A 21,276-nucleotide genomic window follows, 5' to 3' on the forward strand; every position below is an offset into this window, starting at 1 on the left:
ATGAAAAAGGTATTTATAATTTTGATTATCAGTTTGTTAATGGTAGATATGTGTGTGGCTCAGCAGGAAACGGTGACAGGCACATTGAACATTGTAGGTCCTTATACTAACCTATTTTCTGATTATCTTAATGCCAGCAAAACACAACTGCGTTTGTCGGGCAAGGCCAATATTCGCCTCACAGGAGTTTTGAACCATAATAACCAGCCGTTGCTAACTCTGCCCGTTAACCCTGAATATTATAAAAGCAAAGGTGGCATCTGGAATATAAGGCTCAATGGTAACGATCAACCTATCACGGAAACTGATTTAAAACAATCCTTTTCGCCTGATGTAACCATCAATAACAATACTCAAGAGTTAAGAGTAGATGCTTTTGGCCAATATATATTGCCTGAGGGCGACTATGAACTTTGTATCACCATCTACGGAGCTAATGAAGATGGAAGTGCTAACGATAACTCATACCGTAAACTTTCCGCACCTATTTGTTTTAGCTTTACCATCTCTAATATCGAAGCGCCATTTTTACAACAGCCCCAAAACAAAGAACCCATACCCAACGCAAGTGCCACCTACCAACCTTTGCAATTTTCGTGGACAAGCACAGCAGGGGTACTACCTAATCGTATCAAATACAATCTGCAAATAGCTGAACTTCTTCCCAATCAAAACGAATACGATGCCTTTCGGTCGGGGCCGTTGTTTGCAGATATTCAAATAGAAAACGGAAGCCCTACATACTTATACAAGGCAAGTGATCCCAAGTTTGAAGTGGGGAAAAGCTATGCTTGGCGCGTGGTAGTAGCTGAAAAAGAGCCGATTTCTAAGTATTACGCTTTCCAAAATCATGGACTTAGTGAGGCCTTTGTCTTTCAATATGGGGGCGCAGCTGCTGATGCTAAGGTTTTTAATATCACAGCACAATTTCCCAAAAACGGTTCTTCCATTCCGTGGCGTGGCATTCCGATTATTGTCAAATATAGCCCTTACAGTACCGATTATGCTACTTTCAAGTCTTACTTGGCCGTTACGGACGGGGCAGACAAAGTGCTTTTGACCAAAGAAAGAAGTTTGGATTGGAGCGGTGCTAAATCACCACAAGAAGCACAACAGGCCAACGTGGGTAGTACCAAGACTCTTTCGGAAGTAGATGCCCAAGAAATTGCCGTAAACGAGGCCACTAATCCATTAAACGACTACGAAAAATACCGCCAAATAAAATGGGATGCAGCTGTAACAATGACCCTCAAAGGCGAAAAAACTGTCCTAAAAGCCAGTCAATCGGCCAGCTTTACGGCGGGTATGGGGCAACCCGTTTTGTCTTTGCCAAGTTCCGATGCTAAAATCGCCAAAACAGGTGAGGTATCGTTTCAGTTCTTGACCAGTCAACGTCCACCTGATTCAGAGTTGATTCCTGACGATATTGTGCAGGCCAAAAACGGATCGGTAAAGGGCTTTAAGATAAGCGTCAACGAAAAATACGTGCTGGAAATAGCAAACACCAAAGATTTTAAACCTGCCGACCTCAAAGCCACCCAAACGGGTAAATTAACCATCAATTCGGTGGATATTCAAAATGCCACCCAACTGGCCGATTTGACCTATGCCAATATTTCACACAAAATAACCATTCCCAGCGAAGGCACGTACTACTGGCGCGTAAAGTGGCTCACCGACCCCGCTGCTGACGAAAAAAGCGCGCACTACGCCGTCAGCGAAATACGGTCATTTTGTGTGGGAAAGTGTGGATTGCCTCCACCACCTGACCCAGTGGTTATGGCCGAATGCAGCGGCTGCAAGTTTCCTGATATTCAGGATAAAGTAGAAGAAAAAGCCAGCCTGGCAGAAAGCAAAATCATTTTTGCGGGTGGCACCAAGGGCTACAAAGTGACCATTAATAAAATAAGCGATGCCAACAGTGGCAAAGGGGAAGGCATTGCGACCATTTTTGGTTTGCCCATGCAGGTGACGTTTGAAGGAGTAAAAGTAAACAAAGACGGGGTCATGTTTGCGGGTAAAATTATGTCTAAGAAAAACAGCAGCGGCATCCCGAGCCTCATGCCCGATGCTACGCTGCCCAACAAACTGCCCGATTTTGATAAATTGACCACCACCAACGGCCTCACCCCTAATCTTGCCGATCCCACTCAGCTGCAAGCACAAGCCCAACAAGTACAAACTGAACTCAAAAACCGTTGGACACGTGTAACCGACTACATCAACCAAAACGCAAGTATTCTCAACAACGCTGCCAATACTGCTGGCTGTCAAACGCCCATGGGTTTTACCCAAAACCCTGGTGGCGTGGACATTACTACGGCCTTCGAGAATTTCCTGATTACGCCCACAAATGCCCAGTTTGACGTAATGACGGTGGTGGAACTAAAAGAAGAAAATATCGTGATTCCATTTGGTTTCAAAGGAGCGTGCATTGGGATAGAAGGCAGTTGTCAGGAATATACATTGTACCTATACAAAGATGTGCCTATCAGTAACTTAACCCTTAAAGGAGGGGCGGACTTGAGCAAAGCTACGCACGTAGTTTACAATACTAAAGATGGATTCAAACAGATTAATATTTATGCCGAATATGAGTTTAAAAAAGACATTATTCGCCGCAAAGACAATAACGAAAAAGTAATAGCCACGCTCAAAGCCCAAACCCCCAACGGGTTTTCGGACTGGGTAGCCAAGGTAAGTATTCCCGCGTTTAAAGTACACGGTATGGAAGACTTGGACTTTGAACTCGTAGGTGAAGCTACCTACGACCACAGCGACAAAGAAAACCCTGCTGGTATGGACAAAATGCTGGCGGCTCTCGAACCTAAACTCCCCAACAATGACAAAGGCGATGTGGGTTTGCTGAAAGAGAATACGTGGAAGGGTTTTTATTTGCCCCAACTCAAAGTAACGCTGCCCGAGGTATTCAAAGCCGACCAGAAAGATCGCGTAAACGTAACGGTTGATAATTTTGTAATTGATAGCCGTGGTGTAACGGGGAGTTTGGTCGCTAAAAACGCCATTGGCATCGGCGATGGCAATCTGGCAGGTTGGTATTTTTCATTGGATAATTTCAATGTTACTTTTTTCAACAATGTATTTATTGAAGCCGCTGCCGATGGCAAAATCGTGTTGCCTATCTCGGGCGAGGATAAAAGCACGCCGCTCACTTATACCACTACGCTCACCAAAGATAAAGAGGATAGTAAGCTGAAGTACCAGTTTGTAATCAAGCCAGATAATGACATAAACGCTTCTATCTGGAAAGCCAAAATGAGTTTGTTGGCCACCTCAAATATTACTGTAACGGTAGGCGACAAAAACGTAAATGACGGCAAGTTTTTGGCAAAGGCAGATTTGAACGGTAGTCTTACCTTCAACACCCCCGAAATAGGCGGACTTTTGCCTTCGTATGATTTGAAACTAATGAGTTTTGAGCATTTCAAAATTCAGTCTATGGCTCCCTACATTGATTTTGGAAATATTCAGTCGGATGTCTACAAAAAAGGCTCTGATATTTACCAGAAAGCATCCAATTTTATTGGCGCATTGGCCAGTCCACAGCATGAAGTTTCGGGTCTGCCCGTAAACATTGACGAGTTTGTGCCTATTATAAAACAAAGAGGAGACGCCACCGTGGCTGGGTTTTATCTACATGGCAGCCTCAATTTATCCAAAGACTTACCGCTTTCGCCCAGCGCGGGTTTGGGTATTGCCATTTTGGCCAATGTGAAGCTGGACGGCTTACGCCCCAAATTCAGTTTTGAAGGAACTGAGTTAGAAGATGTGAAGGTAAAAGGACAACTCGGCCCGGTGAGTGTAGATGGTAGTTTGAAGTTTTTCAGAAGTGATAAAACCTTCGGCGATGGTTTTAGCGGCAGCGTAACGGCTACTTTTCCGATGAATATAGCCGTCACAGCGAAGGCGCAATTTGGTGGAGTAAACAACACGAACTACTGGTATGTATATGCCAGTGGCAAACTACCCGTTCCCATTCCTATTGGCCCACCATTCTTAAACATTACTGGTTTTGGAGGAGGTGCCTATCACAATATGGCTTCCACCTATAAACCTGACCTAAACAAACTACCCGATGCGAATGCACCAGCTTATACACCCAGCGCGAATAGCAACGGGTGCTTGGCCACGGTTTATTTATCACTGGCCGAAGAAAGTCTGTTGAAAGCACAAACTACCCTTAACGTTGAATGGGATGGCGACGGCATCAAATCCGTAGGTTTAGATGGTACAGTGGATGCTTTCAACAAAGACAGTAACCCTGCCACACAAGGAGTAGCACATGGTACATTGAAAGTAAAATACGATTTCAGAGAGTCTATTTTTGATTTAAAGGGAGGCTTAGAAGCTAAATTGGCAGGTGACTTAGTGGTCATTGAAGCTCAAAATGCACTACGCATTTACATTGACAAAAACACGCAGTTTATGCAGTTAGGAAACCCTGAAGTTTATGAACAGCGCGTTAAAATGACAGTGCTTAAATTTATTTCTGGAGGCTCCTACTTTTGGCTGGGGAACGGAGCTATACCCAATGTCCCCCTACCTCAAGGCATAGACCCTGCAACTTTGCAACGAATGGGTTATAAAAGTTTCAAGGAATTAGGTTTTACAGCTGCTAAAGGAGGAATGATGTTTGGGGCTTATGTTGGATTTCCTGCCCCTCCCAAAACAGAAGAAGAATTGCGATTTTTGATTTTCTATATGAAACTTCATGCAGGAATGGGCTTCGATGTCCAGTTGGCAAAATATACCGAACCTTGTGGCGACAACGGAGTTCCTGGCATGGATGGCTGGTACGCATTGGGGCAGTTATATGCCTCGGCAGGATTCACATTTGGTGTTACGGTAGATGTTTGGTTTTATGAAGGAGATATTGAAGTTGCCAGTGTGTCCGCAACTGCCATCATGCAAGGTGGTCTGCCCAAACCATTTTGGTTTAAGGGGATGTTAAATGGGCGGTATAGTGTACTTGACGGGCTCGTTGAGGGTGACATGAATTTTAAAGTATCAGTAGGAAATGTTTGTATTCCGAATCCTCCACCAACAGACCCTTTCTCCGTGCCCTTAATCTCAGAAATATACCCTAAAGACGGCACAATAGATATTTTAGATAATCCTTCAGCTGTGTTCAACTATCCGGTCGGCAAAGAGATTGTCATTACCTCAAGTATTTTAAAGCCTGGGGGAAATGGCGAAGATAAAATAACCCGAACCGAAACGTTTAAAATTGAGATTACCATGTCAATGAACCGAACGTCAGGAGACAACAGTGGAGAATGTGCCAACAATCAGGACGATACAGGCGAACTTAGAATATCAAACGATGGGCTGAGAGCCACTTATTATCGCAATGCGGCTTTTGTACCTAATTCCAAATACCAGCTTCAGGTCATCGCAAAACCACTGACTTTAGAAAATGGCAGTTGGAAAATAATGAAAGACAAAAATGGAAATAATAGAACCCAACCCGAAGTCGCAGATTTTAATACGGGGCCTTGTCCGACCAAGTTACGCAGTGAAACCCTTGCCCTCACGTATCCTTATGAAGGGCAATGGTTTGTATTACAAAAAGAATTTGGGGGAGAAGGAGTCATTGCCTTTAATAAAAAGATGTGTTGTTTCGGCAATGATTGCGGTACGGGAAAAGCCTACACCCTTGTCATGAAATTTGCCACCGAAGACAACCCTGCGAACGAATTGGAATCCATAGTTACAAGTACGTACGGGAATGCCGACCAAGCCCAAACGCTAACTTTCAAATTGCCCAATTTGCCCAATGGAAAATTTGTAAGAATGCGGTTAGTAAAGAAACCCAATCAGGACTATTTCAAAGCGATGAATAAATCAAAGTTTGTGTATCAATCGCAGGGAACTTCAAATTCACTTGGGAAAAATACCGTGAAAATGGACGCATTCGTCAAAGAAACAAAACCTGACTATGCCGCTTTTTCTCAATACAACAATTACGTGGGTGTAGGCATGGACAAAACCACTCAAATAAATTCAGCCAATGGCGTAAATATGGCTGTAACACGCAATGACAAACAAGAACTGGTAGTTGAGCCCAAAGAAGTTCAGGTGGCTGAAGAAAGCTATTTTCGAACCAGTAAATACAATACAATGGCACAAAAACTGGCCATGGTTGATACTCAAGCAAAAGGGAAAGAGGGGTATTTTACTGCTTATTTTAAGGCGGTTGAGGGTTTTGATTTATTTGACGTAGGGGGAGAAATGATTCTTTTAAAAGGGGAAGAGAAATACCGACAACCTTTGCTGACGTTTGAATTCGCTCCCCAACGAAGCAATTGGTACCAAAATGACATCAACTATTTCTATAAAGCTAATGAACGATTTCAGTTTTGGGGAGGTAAAAGTATCTACTTAGATGATGCCAATAAATCTGTACTTACCGAGCGATTGCCACAGGTTCAGGTCAGTAAAGTGTTCCCATTTTCAAGAAAAGACGTTCCTGCTTCACTGTTATTCTACAAATCAACACCTATAAGTAGTGCATTGTTAAAAGAGAACCCCCCAAAAACAAACCATTAAATAAAATGAAAAAACTCGCTCTGATTACCCTCTTTTATTTGACAATAAATGAAGTTTTTTGCCAAATAAGGCAGGTAGAAAAGCTAAATTCATACGTTAATCTTGGCGTAAATCAGCGGTTAACGCAGGAAAAACCTCAACGCTTAGATGAGATAAGAATCATCTATAGTTCGCATAGAGTTACGCAGGAATGTGGTACAATCCAATCAAATATCAAGGATAATTTCCCATTTAATCAAGCAATTGTCAATATCCAAAAATTCGTGGCCGAACATTACACCGAAGGTGGTACGTGGGATAATCGGATGAAGCTGGCAATGAAAATTATGACCGATATTATGACCAATCAAAAGCCTATTGCGGGAGTTCAAAGTGCCAATTACATGGCAAACGAGCCTTTTGCCAAAGATTTACTATTGTTCTTAGAAATATCAAGAGGAAATGACATTGAAGTGTTCAAGTATAATAATCAATACAAGTTGTACATTGAGCAGAGTGCCGACACCGAAATTCCGCTAAATATCATCTCTAATCATCCGCTCCTGTTGGTCAATAATAAAAGAGAGCCTCGAATTATTTCCACCTCTAAGTCCATCTCAATCAAATGAAAAAGCTGTTATTATTATTCCTTTTGGGTTATCAAGTAGCTTTTTCGCAGACAATTATCACACAAGAAAAAGCGAAAAAAATAAAAATACCAGAGGCCAAAAAGCCTTCCAAATATCAAATTTTAGCCAAAGCCAAATATTATGGTGATTCGGTAGTGCTTAGGTGGAGCGCAAATGATGCTGTTTTGTGGCAATTGGCTAAAGAAAAGGGGGTTAATATTGAGCGTTTTGAAGTAATAGATGGGGAACTTAAAAACCAAATTCAGATCGTAAAACAGCTGAAACCATGGTCGTTGGCTGAGTGGAAAAGAAACTGTAAACGCGAAGACACGACCGCCGCCGTAATAGCCCAACTGCTTTATGGGGTTAATAAAGACCCCAATAATGCTACAGGGACAGGTTCTATGGATGCTATTATCAACCAACGCTACGATATGGATAATCGCTTTTTTATGGTGAATATGATGGCTGCCTGGCATCCGTTCCATGCCAAGGGCTTGGCTTTGAGATTTGTTGACAAAACCATCAAAAAGAACCAAAGGTATGTTTATCAGATTTCGTCACCCATAGATCCCAAAATAATGAAGGCAGATACGGGGTATCTCTTGGTAAAAACCTCCCAAATAGAACCACTAGAAAAAATGCTTCCCGTGGAAACGGAGATAGGCGATAAAATGGTGAAGTTTAAATGGAATAAGTTGTTGAGTGATATAAACTTTACGGGGTATTTTTACGAACGCTCTGCTGACAATGGTAAAACATTTAGAAGAATCAACAAAAAGCCTTATTTACAACTCTCAAACAAAGAAAAAGACGCTGACGATTATATAACACTCGTCGATTCATTACCCGAAAATTACAAAAAGTACATCTATCGTATAGTGGGTATCAACCACTTTGGCGACTTGAGCGAATATTCCACAAACATACTGGTCATGGGAGTAGATTTAACTCCGCCTTCCCAAGTGTTTAATCTTAGGACTGAGAATACTTCGGGTTCAAAGGTGAAAATTACATGGCAAAAAAAGCAAAAAGAGTCCGATTTTATTGGCTATGTAATTGGTCGAAGCCAAAGCATAAAAGGGCCTTTTGAACCCTTACAAAAGCAATTTCTGCCCATTTCTGCCGCTGAGTTTACGGACGAAAAAGCAGAACCCTATGGTACCAATTACTACGTAGTATCAGCCATAGACACCGCGGGAAATGCGGCTATTTCACTCCCCGCTTATGTGGTAATGAAAGACGAAGCGGCTCCCATAAAACCCACGGGTCTCAAAGGTAGTATCGACAGCGCAGGTATTGTTAAAATTCAATGGTCAAAAAACAATGAGCCCGATTTGCTGGGCTATATGGTTTACAAAGCCAATGCCATCGACCACGTTTTTACACCCATCACCACAGGTTTTTTAGCAGATGAATTCTTTGCCGATAGTATTACGCTTCGCAGTCTTACCAAAAAAATTTACTATCGCGTGGTGGCTTTTGATAAGTCGCGCCGAGCCAGTCCCTATTCAGAAACTTTAGAGCTCAAAAAGCCCGACTTCATTCCTCCCGTCAGTCCTGTATTTGATGGTTTTTCAGTATCCGACAGTACGGCGACTCTCCATTGGGTGCCGTCTTCGAGCGAAGATGTAAAAACGCAGATAGTATATCGAAAAGAAGAAGGCAAAGACCTCGAATGGCGCGAACTGACGCGTCTGGATGCCAAAAAGAATTCGTACATTGACAAAAACGTTTTACCAAAACATCGGTATAGTTATGCGTTAGTCGCCATGGATGACAGCCAATTGTTATCCGAAAAATCATTCCCAATCGAAGTAAAACCCTACGATTCGGGGGTACGGCGAGGCGTTCAAAATTTAAAAGTTACCAAAACCACTGACGGCAAGCTGATTTTATTGACATGGAACGTAAATTCAGTGACGACTAACCGTATTTTGATTTACCGAAAGATTAATCAATCGGGTTTAGTTTTAGTAGAGGGATTACCAAGCACTACCAGTCAGTTTATTGACAAGTCTGCCCAAACGGGAAAATTCCAATATGCCCTAAAAGTGCTTTACAAAGACGGTGGAGAATCATTACTTGGAGATTTGGTCTCCATTCAAAAATAATTTTTAACAAAATTTTGAATGTATGAAATCACGGTTGTTCCTATTTTTAGTGGTAGCCATCAACGGGCTTGGCTTTTCCCAGACGGACTCAACGCATGAAAAAGAGATGCCCACCTTCCATAAAGGCCGCTTTGCCACCGTGGTAGCAACAGAGGCGGCTTTGTACGCGGGCACAATGGCTTATCTGAATTTCATTTGGTACAAAGACACTCCACGAGTACCTTTTGGGTTTTATAACGATGCTGCGGGGTATTTGCAAGTAGATAAATTTGGTCATGCCTACGGAGCTTATTTAGAAAGTTATATCGGGTATAAAGCATTGCGGTGGACGGGTGCTTCCAAAAAGAAGGCATTATTGTTTGGCGGTACATTAGGCTTTTTTCTACAATCACCCATTGAGATTATAGATGGATTTTATGAAGGCTGGGGTTTTTCTTGGAGCGATATGGCTGCTAATGCCGTAGGTAGTTCGCTGGTGATTGGTCAGGAATTACTTTTCGACGAGCAAATCATGAAGTACAAATTCTCTTTTCGACGATCTCCTTATTCCAAACAGGCCAATGGATACTTAGGAACGACGTTTGCAGGACAAATCTTACAAGACTACAATGCCCATACCTATTGGTTCAGCATCGGACTGAATCGTATTATTCGGTCAGAACGTATTCCTGATTGGCTTAATGTAGCAGTAGGGTACGGAGCCAATGGCATGTTTGGGGAATTTGAAAATATCAAGCGTTGGGGTAATGTTGTGATTCCGCCCACGCAGCGCTATCGTCAGTTTCTGTTTTCACTTGATATTGATTGGACGAAAATCAAGACGAAGAACCGATTTCTGAATCAAGTCTTCCAAAGCATGTTTATGGTCAAACTTCCTTTTCCTGCACTTGAAATCAATACGAAGGGTGGTCTCCGAGCTTATGGTATTTATTATTAAGGTACTTTCCACGAAACACCCCATTTTACTCTATTAATTGCCGTTTTTTGCCGATAGAATCGGAATTGTATTCTACTAATGTGTCTGAAGGACGAATAAAGGCTGGAAAATGCCTCTAATCGGCCAAAAACCGCCACTTATCGTCGTTTGACTACCCTCAGTCTATTGTATTTTTTTGTGAACTGCTTACCTATTTGTTTTGTGTCATCAAAACGAACAAAGCAGATGAAAAATATTCTCACTCTCGTCATAGTAGCATTGGGCATGACAGCCGCCCACGCTCAATTTCCAGGTGGTATGCAAGGTGGAGGTGATGGCAATGGCCGCAACCGTAATACCAATACGCAGCAACCTAGCCTCAATCTTGAAAGTACAGCTCCCAAAGGTAATTCACGTATTACAGGTTTTGTGATTGATTCTGCTGCTACGCAAGCGGTGGAGTTTGCGAACATTGCGCTCTTCAGTAAAGCCACAGGCAAGCCCGTAGATGGTACTATGGCCGATGAAAAAGGGAAGTTTACCTTAAAAAGCATCGCTGCTGGTGACTATAAATTGATGATTTCGTTCATTGGTTTTAAAGACAAAACCATTGACAATATCAAATTAGCAAAAGGACAAGAGCTTGATTTGGCGGTAATTAAACTTAGTCCCGATGTGCGTACCCTTGCTGAAGTGGTCGTGACGGGTGAAAAGTCAATGATTGAAGAAAAAGTGGATCGCATGGTGTATAACGCCGAAAAAGACCTTACCTCTCGTGGGGGCGATGCTGCTGATATTCTTAAAAAAGTACCGATGTTGAGCGTCGATTTGGATGGAAACGTTTCGCTTCGCGGAAGCTCTAATATTCGAGTATTGATTAACAACAAACCATCAACAATCGTAGCGAGTAGCATTGCGGATGCCTTGAAAATGATTCCTGCTGACTTGATTAAATCGGTGGAGGTAATCACTTCTCCTTCAGCTAAATACGATGCCGAAGGTTCTGCAGGTATCATCAATATCATTACCAAAAAATCAACCCTCCAAGGACTTACCCTAAACCTCGATGCTGGGGTAGGGGTGCGTGGTTCGAACCTTAGTTTAAACGGTAACTACCGCCAAGGAAAATTGGGAATCACGCTCGGTGGTTTTGGACGGATGTTTTACAACAAAGCCGCTACAACGCTAGACCAAACGACGATTCAAAACGGCATGTCGTTGTTGACTAAACAATCGACCGACGCGTATGACAATGGCTTGTTTGGACGTTACAACCTCGGATTTGATTATGATTTGGGAAAAAATCAGTCATTGACGGCGGGCGTGAGCTTTGGTACTCGTAATATGATTCGTAGCCAAGACATGACAAGCAACTTGTTTACCAATAACGCATTAACTTCTACGACACTCCGTGATGTAACTACTCGCGACCTTTCAAATAACGTGGATATGAACCTTGATTATATTCGTACGTTCAAAACCCCAGGGAAAGAGTGGTCGATTTCGACACAATACAGCCGTAGTAATCTTACCAATAACTTCAACGCTGACTTGTTGAGCGAAAGTAGCACTTTGTTGAGTCGTCAGAAGAACTTGAACTCGAACGTCAACCAAGAGGCGACGATTCAGACTGACTACCAAACGCCAATCAAAGCAAACCAGATGTTTGAAATCGGTGCCAAAACCATCATGCGTCAAGTAAATAGCGATTTTAGTTACCAAGTGGCAGGGGCAACGGGTGAGTTTGCATCCGATGCACGTAATCCAAAAGGGTTGCTGAACTACAACCAAAACATCGTGGCAGGTTACATGTCTTACACTTACTCTACTGCCAACAAATATACCTTTAAAGTAGGGTCGCGCTATGAATACACAACGATTGATGCCCAAGACCAAATTGGCAAAATCAACATTCCTAGCTACGGTAGCTTAGTGCCAAGCATCAATATTTCAAAGAATATTAAAGGAAAAACAACGGTAAAAGCAGCCTATAACCGCCGTATTCAGCGCCCAGGTTTGCAGCAGTTGAACCCCAATTTTAATGCCGCTAACCCTTTCAACATCAGCATCGGAAATCCGAATTTAAAGCCTGAATTGACAGATAACTTTGAGTTGGCTTTGAGCACAAGTATCAAGAAAACGTACCTTAACGTTGCAGTGTTTAGTCGCTCGACTAACAATAGCATTATGCGTTTGAGTTCGCCTTCTGATACCCTCGCTGGGGCAATTATTACAACCTTTGAAAACATTGGGAAGCAACAAGTAGTAGGTGCCAACATTTTTGCCAACGTATATCTTACCCCAAAATGGACGTTGAACGGTGGTGTGGATGTGTATTATAACTACTTGGAAGGTAAAATTCAAGGCCTGGATGGAACTTCAATCAATACCAATAACTCGGGTGTCGTGATTGGCGGGCGTATCATGTCAAGCCTTTCGCTCAACAAAGGCTGGGCTATACAAGCAAATGGTGGTATGAGAGGAAACCAAGTGACGCTTCAAGGGGTACAAGGAAGTTTTTACATGTACTCGCTGGGTGTTCGTAAAGAGTTTAACAATAAAAAGGGAAGCCTTGGTTTGGCAACAGACAACTTCTTAGGTGGTATGAGAATGAAATCAACTTCGGTGACTCCGATTTTGAATCAAACGATGATCAACAATATTTATAACCAAAACGTCAAGCTGACATTCAGCTACAAGATTGGTAAAATGAGCTTTGTTGCCCCTAAGAAAACCAAAGGCGTAAGAAACGACGACGTAAAAGAAGGTGGCGATAACAACTAAGCCCCTTACTTTCAAAGAAAAGTAGATAGATAGAGTGAATAAGACAAACGGCGAGCAACTGCTCGCCGTTTGTCTTTGTATCATTTTGGTACAAAAATGATTTTCAACTATTTTGAAAACTTCTAAATTGAAAATTATTTGTAAATGCCGAGCAACACTTAAAAGAAAGCATACGTAATGTTGAGTAAATGACCAACCAATAGTTCAACACATGGAACGCTATTCGCGCTATCAATTTTTAAAGTCAATGGGTTTTAAGGGGGCTGCACTGATGGCATTAATGACCTCTTGTATTCGGGAGGAGGATACCTACGTAGAAGCCCTGTCGGTTAACCCCAATTCGAGTACTGGGACCAGCACTGGAACAGGTACGGGCACTGGAAGTGCAACAGGTTCAACGACTGACCTCAGCACCATTACCAATCGGCTTCTTACCATCGACCTTACTGCTACGGCCAACGCCGCGCTGAAAACAGTAGGTGGGTATCTTGTTAAGAGTGGGATTGTGGTGGCGCAGTCGAGCGCAGGAGTGTATGTTGCGGCGACCCAAACTTGTACGCATGAACCCAAAAAGAAAATCATTTTTAACAAAACAGAGTACTATTGCACCGACCACGGCGCGCGTTTTGACCTTACGGGTAAGGGCTTAAACAGTTTTGGTAGTAAGGGTCTTACAGTTTACAAAACCGCTACCGATGGTACAACCCTTGTTGTTTATAGTTAGTCAAACTTTCTTCCTCTATTAACCATGAAATTTATCACGTCACTTCTCATCAGCACATTGTGGCTGGCCGCTCCGCAATGGGGCAATGATTTTTCTAAGGCGCAAAATGAAGCCAATCAAAACCATAGGTATATTTTACTAAACTTCTGTGGGTCAGATTGGTGCGGGCCTTGTATTAAGTTAAAGAAAGATATTTTTGAATCCGCTGATTTTGAACAATATGCGTCTCAACATTTGGTGTTGGTAAGAGCTGATTTTCCCCGTCAAAAAAAGAATCAGCTTGACGCAAAACAAACCTCTCACAATGAATCGTTGGCCGAGAAATACAATCAACAAGGTAAATTCCCGCTGACTGTATTGCTTGACGGTAATGGGAAAGTGGTCAAAGAATGGGAGGGATACCCAGCATCAATGAGTACCCAGTCGCTCATCAATGATATTGATGGCTTGATTAACAGCAAACAATAAACGCCGCCCTTTTTTGAAAACCTTGCACAAACGCGTATGCCGATTGATGGGCAATCGTTTCGAAATCAGCGCTGTATCAGAAGATGAAACTTGGGCGCAAGCGCGGATTGATGAAGCAGTAGCTGAAATTCAACGGATTGAAGCGCTTTTTACTACCTTCAACGATAAGAGCCAGACCAATCTAATCAATGCCAACGCAGGAATTTCGCCCGTAAAAGTAAATCGAGAGGTGTTTGAATTAGTAAAGCGTTCGCTGCGAATCTCGGAGGTTACCCAAGGAGCTTTTGATATTACGTACGGGTCGATTGATAAGAGTTTGTGGAATTTTGATACCCAAATGACGGCCTTACCCGACCCCAAAACCGCCCGCCAAATGGTGCGCCTTATCAATTACCGCAATGTGATTTTGGACGAAGCAGAAGGTAGCGTCTTTTTGAGAGAGAAAGGAATGCGTATAGGTTTTGGCGGTATAGGCAAAGGCTACGCCGCCGAAATGGCCAAAAGGCTGATGATACAACGAGGCGTTGAAAACGGAATCGTGAATGCGTCGGGGGACTTAACCACTTGGGGGGCTCAGCCCAACGGCGAACCTTGGACGATTGGAATCGCTCATCCCGATGCCAAAGAGCAACCTTTTTCGTACTTCAACATCAGCAACATTTCAGTCGCCACTTCGGGAAATTACGAGAAATATGTAATGATTGGTGGGAAGAAATATTCGCATACAATTGACCCCAAAACGGGCTTGCCCGTATCAGGGATTAAAAGTGTGACGATTATTTGCCCCAACGCCGAAATTGCAGATGCTATGGCCACGCCCGTAACTGTGATGGGCGTCCGAGTTGGGTTAGATTTAATTAACCAAATGCAAGGAATGGCCTGCATCATTATTGATGATACAAATCGTGTGTTTACCTCAAAAAATATCAACATCAGTTAATCATAGACTGATAAATTCCAATGAAAAACCAACTAAAAAACGGGTTCTTCTTCGCTGCGGTTGTGGGAAGTATGACCTCTTGCGTGACGGTGAAAGAATACCAAAAGAGCCGTATCAATGACTCCGAAATGGAGTTGTCGGCCCGGAAGTCTGAAAAGTTTGAGCAAAGTTTCTACCTCTATCGGGAGGGTGCTTCAGGAGCCAATGGTGGCAAAAGCGGCGGTGGCTGCGGATGTAATTAGCGTATTTTCTACCTATGTATCTTTCATCGTAAATTTTAATGAAAAAAATCATCATCAGTGTAGGGCTGCTTGCGGGGCTGCTTCGGGGAGGGTATGCTCAATCCGAAAAAGACACCTACGAAAAGCGTAAACTCAAAATTGACGAAGTAAACTTGGTAAGTAGCTATTACGGACAAGATGGCAATAACTCTGCCGTGACGGGTGGGATAGGTACCGAAAAATTAGGCGATTTTGCCAATTCGATTGATTTGAAATTGTCGTTTATTGACCGAAAAAGCCGTCAACACAGCATCGTGGCCGATTTCAACATCGACCATTATACTTCCGCTTCCTCCGATAATATCGACCCGTTGACAGTTTCTTCGGCCTCGCGCAGCGATACGCACGTCTATCCGTCGCTTTCGTGGAGCATGAAAGACGATGCCACGCATACTACAAGGGGTATTAGTTATTCATATTCGACCGAATACGACTATCAATCGCACGGGATAAACCTTAGTTTTTCTAAGTCATCGAAAGACAATAACCGTGAGTTCAGCCTAAAAGCAGGGGCGTTTTTTGATACTTGGACGGCGATTCTTCCCTCTGAACTACGCCCATCGGGTTACGGTTCGGCCGCCGAAGGAGATCGTGACCCCGTGGCTTATAAACCTCGAAATTCGTACAATTTAGCGCTGTCGCTTTCGCAGGTCGTCAATAAACGTTTGCAAGTATTGTTTACAGTAGAGCCTTCTTTTCAGCAGGGGCTGCTCAGTACGCCATATCACCGAGTATATTTTACGAATGGTTCACATACGGTAGAAAAACTACCTGGAAGCCGTTTTAAACTCCCCGTGGGAGCACGTATCAGTTACTTTGCAGGCGACCGCCTTATTTTGCGTGGGTTTTATCGGTTCTACAACGATGATTGGGGAATGACGGCCCATACTGTCAACGTAGAAGCTTCGTATAAAGTCAGTCCATTTTTCTCGGTTAGTCCGTTTTATCGGTTTAGTAACCAAACCGCCGTGCGTTACTTCAAACCGTACGCCCAGCACCAAGCTACCGATACATATTATACCAGCGACTATGATATTTCGGGTTTTACCAGTCATTTCGTAGGCATGGGACTTCGGTTTGCGCCTCCAGGGGGTATGTTTGGAATAAAACACTGGAATACCATTGAGGTGCGTTATGGGCATTATATGCGTAGTACAGGAATGGTCGGCAACAGCATTACGCTGGCAATGAAGTTGAAGTAAAAGTAGGTTTCCGTTTTTATACCTTAGTAGCCCCGATGCTTTTTTGTCGGGGTTTTTTGTTTTGTGCCCCAGCTTGAGGAGGTTAATAAACAAAAAAGCCTCTCAATTGCTTGAGAGGCTTCGGTTGGCGGACAAGGACTCGAACCCTGAATAAAAGAACCAAAATCTTCTGTGTTACCATTACACCATCCACCAATTCCGTTTTGGTGGTGCAAAAGTACGGCTTTCTTGGTTACGTGTCAAGCGTTTTTTGGAAAAAAAATGAGAATAAATTTTTCAAAAAATGCCTTTTGCTTGATATTCAGCGATTTTGTGCGAATATTTTTTTTGACTAAACCGCCGCTGTTGCTGCTTCTGGAGCGATTTTTTTAACCAATCCTTGAAGAACTTTACCTGGTCCACATTCCACAAACTCGGTTGCGCCATCTGCTACCATGTTTTTCACCGACTGCGTCCAGCGTACTGGAGCCGTGAGCTGTGAAATGAGGTTGGCTTTGATTGTTGCAACGTCGGTAGCAGCTTGGGCGTTTACGTTTTGGTAAATAGGGCAACGTGGTTCGGTGAATTGCGTGTTTTCAATGGCCGCCGCCAATTCTTCGCGGGCAGGCTCCATCAGTGGTGAGTGGAATGCGCCACCTACAGGAAGTGGTAATACGCGTTTTGCACCTGCTTCTTTGAGCTTTTCACCAGCCAAACGAACCCCTTCGTGTGAACCTGAGATAACTACTTGGCCTGGGCAGTTGAAGTTGGCCGCTACCACGACTTCACCTTCTACCGAAGCGCAAATTTGTTCGATTTTTTCGTCGTCAAGTCCAAGTACGGCTGCCATGGTCGATGGCGTTAGCTCACAGGCGCGTTGCATGGCAGCCGCACGCTGAGCGACCAACCGAAGGGCGTCGTCGAACAACAACGCACCTGCTGCTACCAGAGCAGAAAATTCACCAAGCGAGTGACCTGCTACCATCTCGGGCGCAAAATCGGCGACAGTCGAAGCTAAAATAACGGAGTGCAGAAAAATCGCAGGTTGAGTAACGTTGGTTTGTTTGAGTTCTTCGTCGGTTCCTTCAAACATGACCTTGGTTATCTCAAATCCTAAAATTTCGTTGGCTTTATCGAAGAGCGCGCGCGCTTGAGCATTGTTTTCGTAGAGGTCTTTGCCCATGCCGCTAAACTGCGAACCTTGGCCAGGAAATACGTATGCTTTCATTGATTTTTAGAAGCCCTCCGCCCCCAAGAGGGAGTTTAGTTTGATCGTTGAATGGGGCAATGCGAGTGCAAACATACAAGGCTTGCCCCAAACTATCAAACAATAAACAAGGAGCGTTCTTCGGGAGTAGGAATGCGGCAACTTTCTGATTTTCCAAAAATTCGGTAGCGGTTACGGGCAACAAGCCCATAGACTGCGTCTCGAATAAAGCGGGGAAGGAAAATAAAGCCATACAACCATGACCAGCCTTTGAGATAACGGGCAATTTCTAAGGCCGCTGTTGACTTCTGGTAGAGTTTTCCGTTGCGGAGCAGAAGGATGGTGCTCAATTCAACCGTTGAGTATCCATTTTCTTGAAGCGTTTTTTGTCCTAATTCGGATTGAAGCGATGCGAAACGATAACGACGTGCCGAATCATGATCAATGACAAAATTCACACTGGCATTGCAAAAATTACATACTCCATCAAAGAAAATAATATCCATTAGAAAAAAGTGTCGAATGGGTGAATGACGAGTGTCGAATTGAAGGTTTTGGTTGAAGCCTATGAAGCTTTAGTTTTCTACAACTTCATAGGCTTTGTCATAATCTTATTTAATCAGCTGAATCCATCCTTTTAAAGTGAGGGGTTCGCTGGTTTTTTGTAAGGTTTTGAAAGTAACTGTTACTTGGTAGTAATAGGTTCCTGAAGGCAAGTCTTGGCCATCCGACGTTTTGCCATCCCAATTGATATTTGGATTGTTACTTTCAAATATCTTCGTTCCCCAACGATTATATACCACAAATGTGATGGTTTCGATAAAGGCCGTGCAAGAAAGCGGGGTAAACAGGTCGTTTTTACCGTCTCCATTAGGTGTAAACACGTTGGGTAATTTTAGTGATGTACAGTTGTCGTTACAAACGGTATTACTTTTGGCACTTTCAGTACCAAAACGACTGACTGCCGTCACGTAATAACAACCCGCGTAGGAGTCTAGCCCTGTGTGTCTGAAGGTGGTTGTTGGGGCAGTAGTTTGTCCTATTTTAGTAAAAGGATCTTCTGGATAACGGGTAAAATAAACATTATAGCTAACCGCAGCCGCACATTCTTGGTTGTTGGAATCTCTGACAGGGTAAGTCCAGTTGAGGGTATTATTGACTACCGAAGAGGCACATTCAAGCCCTGTAGGGTTATCACAATTGAGGGCATCAATGGTCAAAACGGGTGGGCAAGGTTTGGTGCTGTCGGCGGGAGCGGCACACACAATTTGGGAGAAATTATACAGCGGCCCTACTCTAATCCGAGGACTATCGTAAGTGCCTACCGTTTCGACGCGATAACAATAGGTAGAGTCGGTCGAGAGCTTGATGCTTTGGTCGCCATCGGCCAAGAAACGGTCGGTGCCATCGTCGGTGTAAGTGAAAGTGCTGGCACTTTGAACAGATACTTCCGCGATAAGATTGAACGTCCCTGGGCGATTTCTAACTTCTCGGTACACGCGGTGTCGTTGATTTTCGTTGCGCCAAGGCACGACTGCTTGCCAGTTGAGACTTAAGCCTTGGTTAGCAGGAGCAACGGATAAACGAACGCTGCTGGCGGCCTCCGTAACTCCGAGGCTCGTGAGCGTACCATTGAGGGTATGGAAAAACTCCAAACGGTAGCGATACCCGTTTTGAACTGTATTGAGATTACGATCTACGTAAATGGTATCAACTGTAGCGTCTAAGTTGGTATTGATGGTGGCAATAAGTGTGAAGTCGGTGCCATTCAAGCCTGTTGCTCTCGACAAGCGATATTGGTAAGGGCCAGGAACATCACTTGCTCTAAACGGCGGACGAGTCCATTTTACCGTAATAACACCTCGGTTTGTACTGGTAGTATCCACGGTTACATTGGTGAGTACAGGTGTTTGTGCAGGAAGGTCTAAGCAAGTTTCATCTGAAAGTGGGCTAAATCCGCCCTGTGGAAGGGCGTATGCTACACGAATACGGTAGCTGTACTGAACACCGCCTCTTCTCAAACCAAGACCGTTGTTGTCATCAGTAAAAGTAGTAGCATTGACAGGAACTCGGCCTACCTCGGTATAGCCCAAAGCAAGTGGGTCACCTGGGTTGGTACATCCACTGAACGTTCCACCCGAACATCCTTCTTTCCGATAAATGACCATTTGAGCTCCAGGAAGCTGGCAGCGATAGGAAGTCCAAGTAAGCGTAAAGCCTGCGGCTGTGCCCGTGGATGGGGTGGCTGTAAGGCCAGAAGGTTTGGGCGCAACAACCCGAATGGAAAACGATTCGAGCGAAGCCAATTGAATCTGATTACGTCCAGGTAAATCTTCGACCTTGATAACGACATCGTAAGGGGCCTCGCGAACGTGGTTGCAGTTGGTCAGCCAACGAAACGTTCCTACGGCAGGAGAGGCTTGCTGTTGGCTCACTGATGGGGTAAATGTGGCATAGTCGGTCGCAATTAGCGGAGGACTAATGGGCTTGCCTTCGGGATCTAAGTTAAAGACCCCTCCGTATGCCGAAAATATCAGGCGATTGTTGTCGGGGTCGGTAGCGCGGGCTGTTTGGGAGGCGATTTGCCCTGCCTCCACACACACATTCGCAATGGGGTCGAGCAGTGGCCGTCGGTTGGGTCCATCGGCTACTACAATTTGCATATCTCGGACTACCTCCCCAATCTTGACGCCGTCGCGCCATTCTTCAATAATAAAAGCAACGTTGTAAATACCTGTCCTAGCAGGCGCATCCCAGCACAAATCTCCCGTAATGGGGTCGATGGTGAACGTAGCAGGGGCATTTTGTAATTCGTTTTTTGCATCAGGATCTACGCCAAGAGCAGGATCACGATACCCATTTACGTTGCGGTTGATACAGGTTCCAGGCGTTCCTTGTTTTGGAATAGAAAGACGATAAGAAAGGCTATCGCCATCGGCATCAAAAGCCGCGGGGTTATGGCAGAATTTTTGGCCAGTACGTGCTGAATCCAAAGGAGGATTGAGCATGACGGGCGTGCGATTTAACCCTAAAGAAGCATTGATAACCAATACAGTTTCGACATAAAACGGCGTATTGACTGAGTTAGACATATTAACTACGCCATCGTTACGGTTTTCGATACCTACCGAAATGACATATACCCCAGGGGAAGAAAACGTAAACGGCTTACTGAAAGTGTTTATCGTAGTTGCTATGTTGATGGGCGCTCGTCCAGTCCGTTCAACCAGCAATGTGGTTCCTGCCCCTCCGTTGAAAGGACGAATACAAAACGTCACGTCGTTTTGGCCTTCGCTGGCCATGCGCCCCCCAATTTCATCATGGTAGGTTGTGAGCGTCAGCCTATAAGTAAGATCTCGGTCGGAGATGCGACTTGCCGTAATCTCACCCGCGCGAACGTGCGTGGCATAAGAATAGTATGCACTACAAATGCACAACCAAAGAAGTAGAATACGTAGTGTCAAATTCCTCATGGGTAACTAT

The 21,276-nt window shown here is 44.0% G+C and carries 13 protein-coding genes and 1 tRNA gene; 10 read left to right on the top strand and 4 right to left on the bottom strand.

Annotated elements, in window-relative coordinates; all coding sequences use genetic code 11:
• The 10 genes from DTQ70_RS00175 (at position 1) to DTQ70_RS00220 (ending at position 16,607) form a co-directional block, all read left to right on the top strand.
• Positions 1-6,570 (top strand): hypothetical protein, encoded by a 6,570-nt coding sequence (locus tag DTQ70_RS00175; RefSeq protein WP_122928929.1) that lies wholly within the window; start codon positions 1-3, stop codon positions 6,568-6,570.
• A 5-nt stretch (positions 6,571-6,575) separates the two neighbouring features.
• Entirely contained in the window at positions 6,576-7,178 is a 603-nt protein-coding gene (locus DTQ70_RS00180; RefSeq protein ID WP_122928930.1) for a hypothetical protein, read from the top strand.
• Positions 7,175-9,292 carry a fibronectin type III domain-containing protein gene (locus tag DTQ70_RS00185; protein ID WP_122928931.1) on the top strand — a complete coding sequence of 706 codons (2,118 nt, stop codon included), beginning with the start codon at positions 7,175-7,177 and terminating at the stop codon, positions 9,290-9,292. The genes DTQ70_RS00180 and DTQ70_RS00185 overlap by 4 nt, the downstream gene beginning before the upstream one ends.
• A 22-nt stretch (positions 9,293-9,314) precedes the next feature.
• The gene (locus tag DTQ70_RS00190; protein ID WP_122928932.1) at positions 9,315-10,229 is read left to right on the top strand and encodes a DUF2279 domain-containing protein; all 915 of its coding nucleotides are present in this window, start codon (positions 9,315-9,317) and stop codon (positions 10,227-10,229) included.
• A gap of 225 nt (positions 10,230-10,454) precedes the next feature.
• Positions 10,455-12,992 carry an outer membrane beta-barrel family protein gene (locus DTQ70_RS00195; RefSeq protein ID WP_122928933.1) on the top strand — a complete coding sequence of 846 codons (2,538 nt, stop codon included), beginning with the start codon at positions 10,455-10,457 and terminating at the stop codon, positions 12,990-12,992.
• Between the two features lie 211 nt (positions 12,993-13,203).
• Positions 13,204-13,716 carry a Rieske 2Fe-2S domain-containing protein gene (locus tag DTQ70_RS00200; protein WP_229600040.1) on the top strand — a complete coding sequence of 171 codons (513 nt, stop codon included), beginning with the start codon at positions 13,204-13,206 and terminating at the stop codon, positions 13,714-13,716.
• 24 nt (positions 13,717-13,740) lie between these two features.
• The gene (locus DTQ70_RS00205) at positions 13,741-14,184 is read left to right on the top strand and encodes a thioredoxin family protein (RefSeq protein WP_122928935.1); all 444 of its coding nucleotides are present in this window, start codon (positions 13,741-13,743) and stop codon (positions 14,182-14,184) included.
• A 46-nt stretch (positions 14,185-14,230) separates the two neighbouring features.
• Complete coding sequence (locus tag DTQ70_RS00210) at positions 14,231-15,124, top strand: FAD:protein FMN transferase (RefSeq protein WP_122928936.1); 894 nt, start codon at positions 14,231-14,233, stop codon at positions 15,122-15,124.
• Between the two features lie 20 nt (positions 15,125-15,144).
• On the top strand, positions 15,145-15,366 hold the full coding sequence (locus tag DTQ70_RS00215; protein WP_122928937.1) for a DUF4266 domain-containing protein: 222 nt from the start codon (positions 15,145-15,147) through the stop codon (positions 15,364-15,366).
• A gap of 38 nt (positions 15,367-15,404) precedes the next feature.
• Positions 15,405-16,607: a DUF3570 domain-containing protein gene (locus tag DTQ70_RS00220; RefSeq protein ID WP_122928938.1), complete on the top strand. Its 1,203-nt coding sequence runs from the start codon at positions 15,405-15,407 to the stop codon at positions 16,605-16,607.
• A gap of 124 nt (positions 16,608-16,731) precedes the next feature.
• On the opposite strand, the gene DTQ70_RS00225 is transcribed toward DTQ70_RS00220, so the two are convergent.
• From DTQ70_RS00225 to DTQ70_RS00240, 4 genes are all read right to left on the bottom strand, one after another.
• Positions 16,732-16,802, bottom strand: a tRNA-Gln gene (locus DTQ70_RS00225).
• A gap of 136 nt (positions 16,803-16,938) precedes the next feature.
• Complete coding sequence (gene fabD / locus DTQ70_RS00230; RefSeq protein ID WP_122928939.1) at positions 16,939-17,814, bottom strand: ACP S-malonyltransferase; 876 nt, start codon at positions 17,812-17,814, stop codon at positions 16,939-16,941.
• Between the two features lie 95 nt (positions 17,815-17,909).
• On the bottom strand, positions 17,910-18,299 hold the full coding sequence (locus DTQ70_RS00235; protein WP_122928940.1) for a thiol-disulfide oxidoreductase DCC family protein: 390 nt from the start codon (positions 18,297-18,299) through the stop codon (positions 17,910-17,912).
• A gap of 105 nt (positions 18,300-18,404) precedes the next feature.
• A complete protein-coding gene (locus tag DTQ70_RS00240) occupies positions 18,405-21,266 on the bottom strand; it encodes a gliding motility-associated C-terminal domain-containing protein (RefSeq protein WP_122928941.1) in 2,862 nt (953 codons plus the stop codon).
• Positions 21,267-21,276 lie beyond the last annotated feature (10 nt).

The organism is Runella sp. SP2, assembly GCF_003711225.1.
GTDB lineage: Bacteria > Bacteroidota > Bacteroidia > Cytophagales > Spirosomataceae > Runella.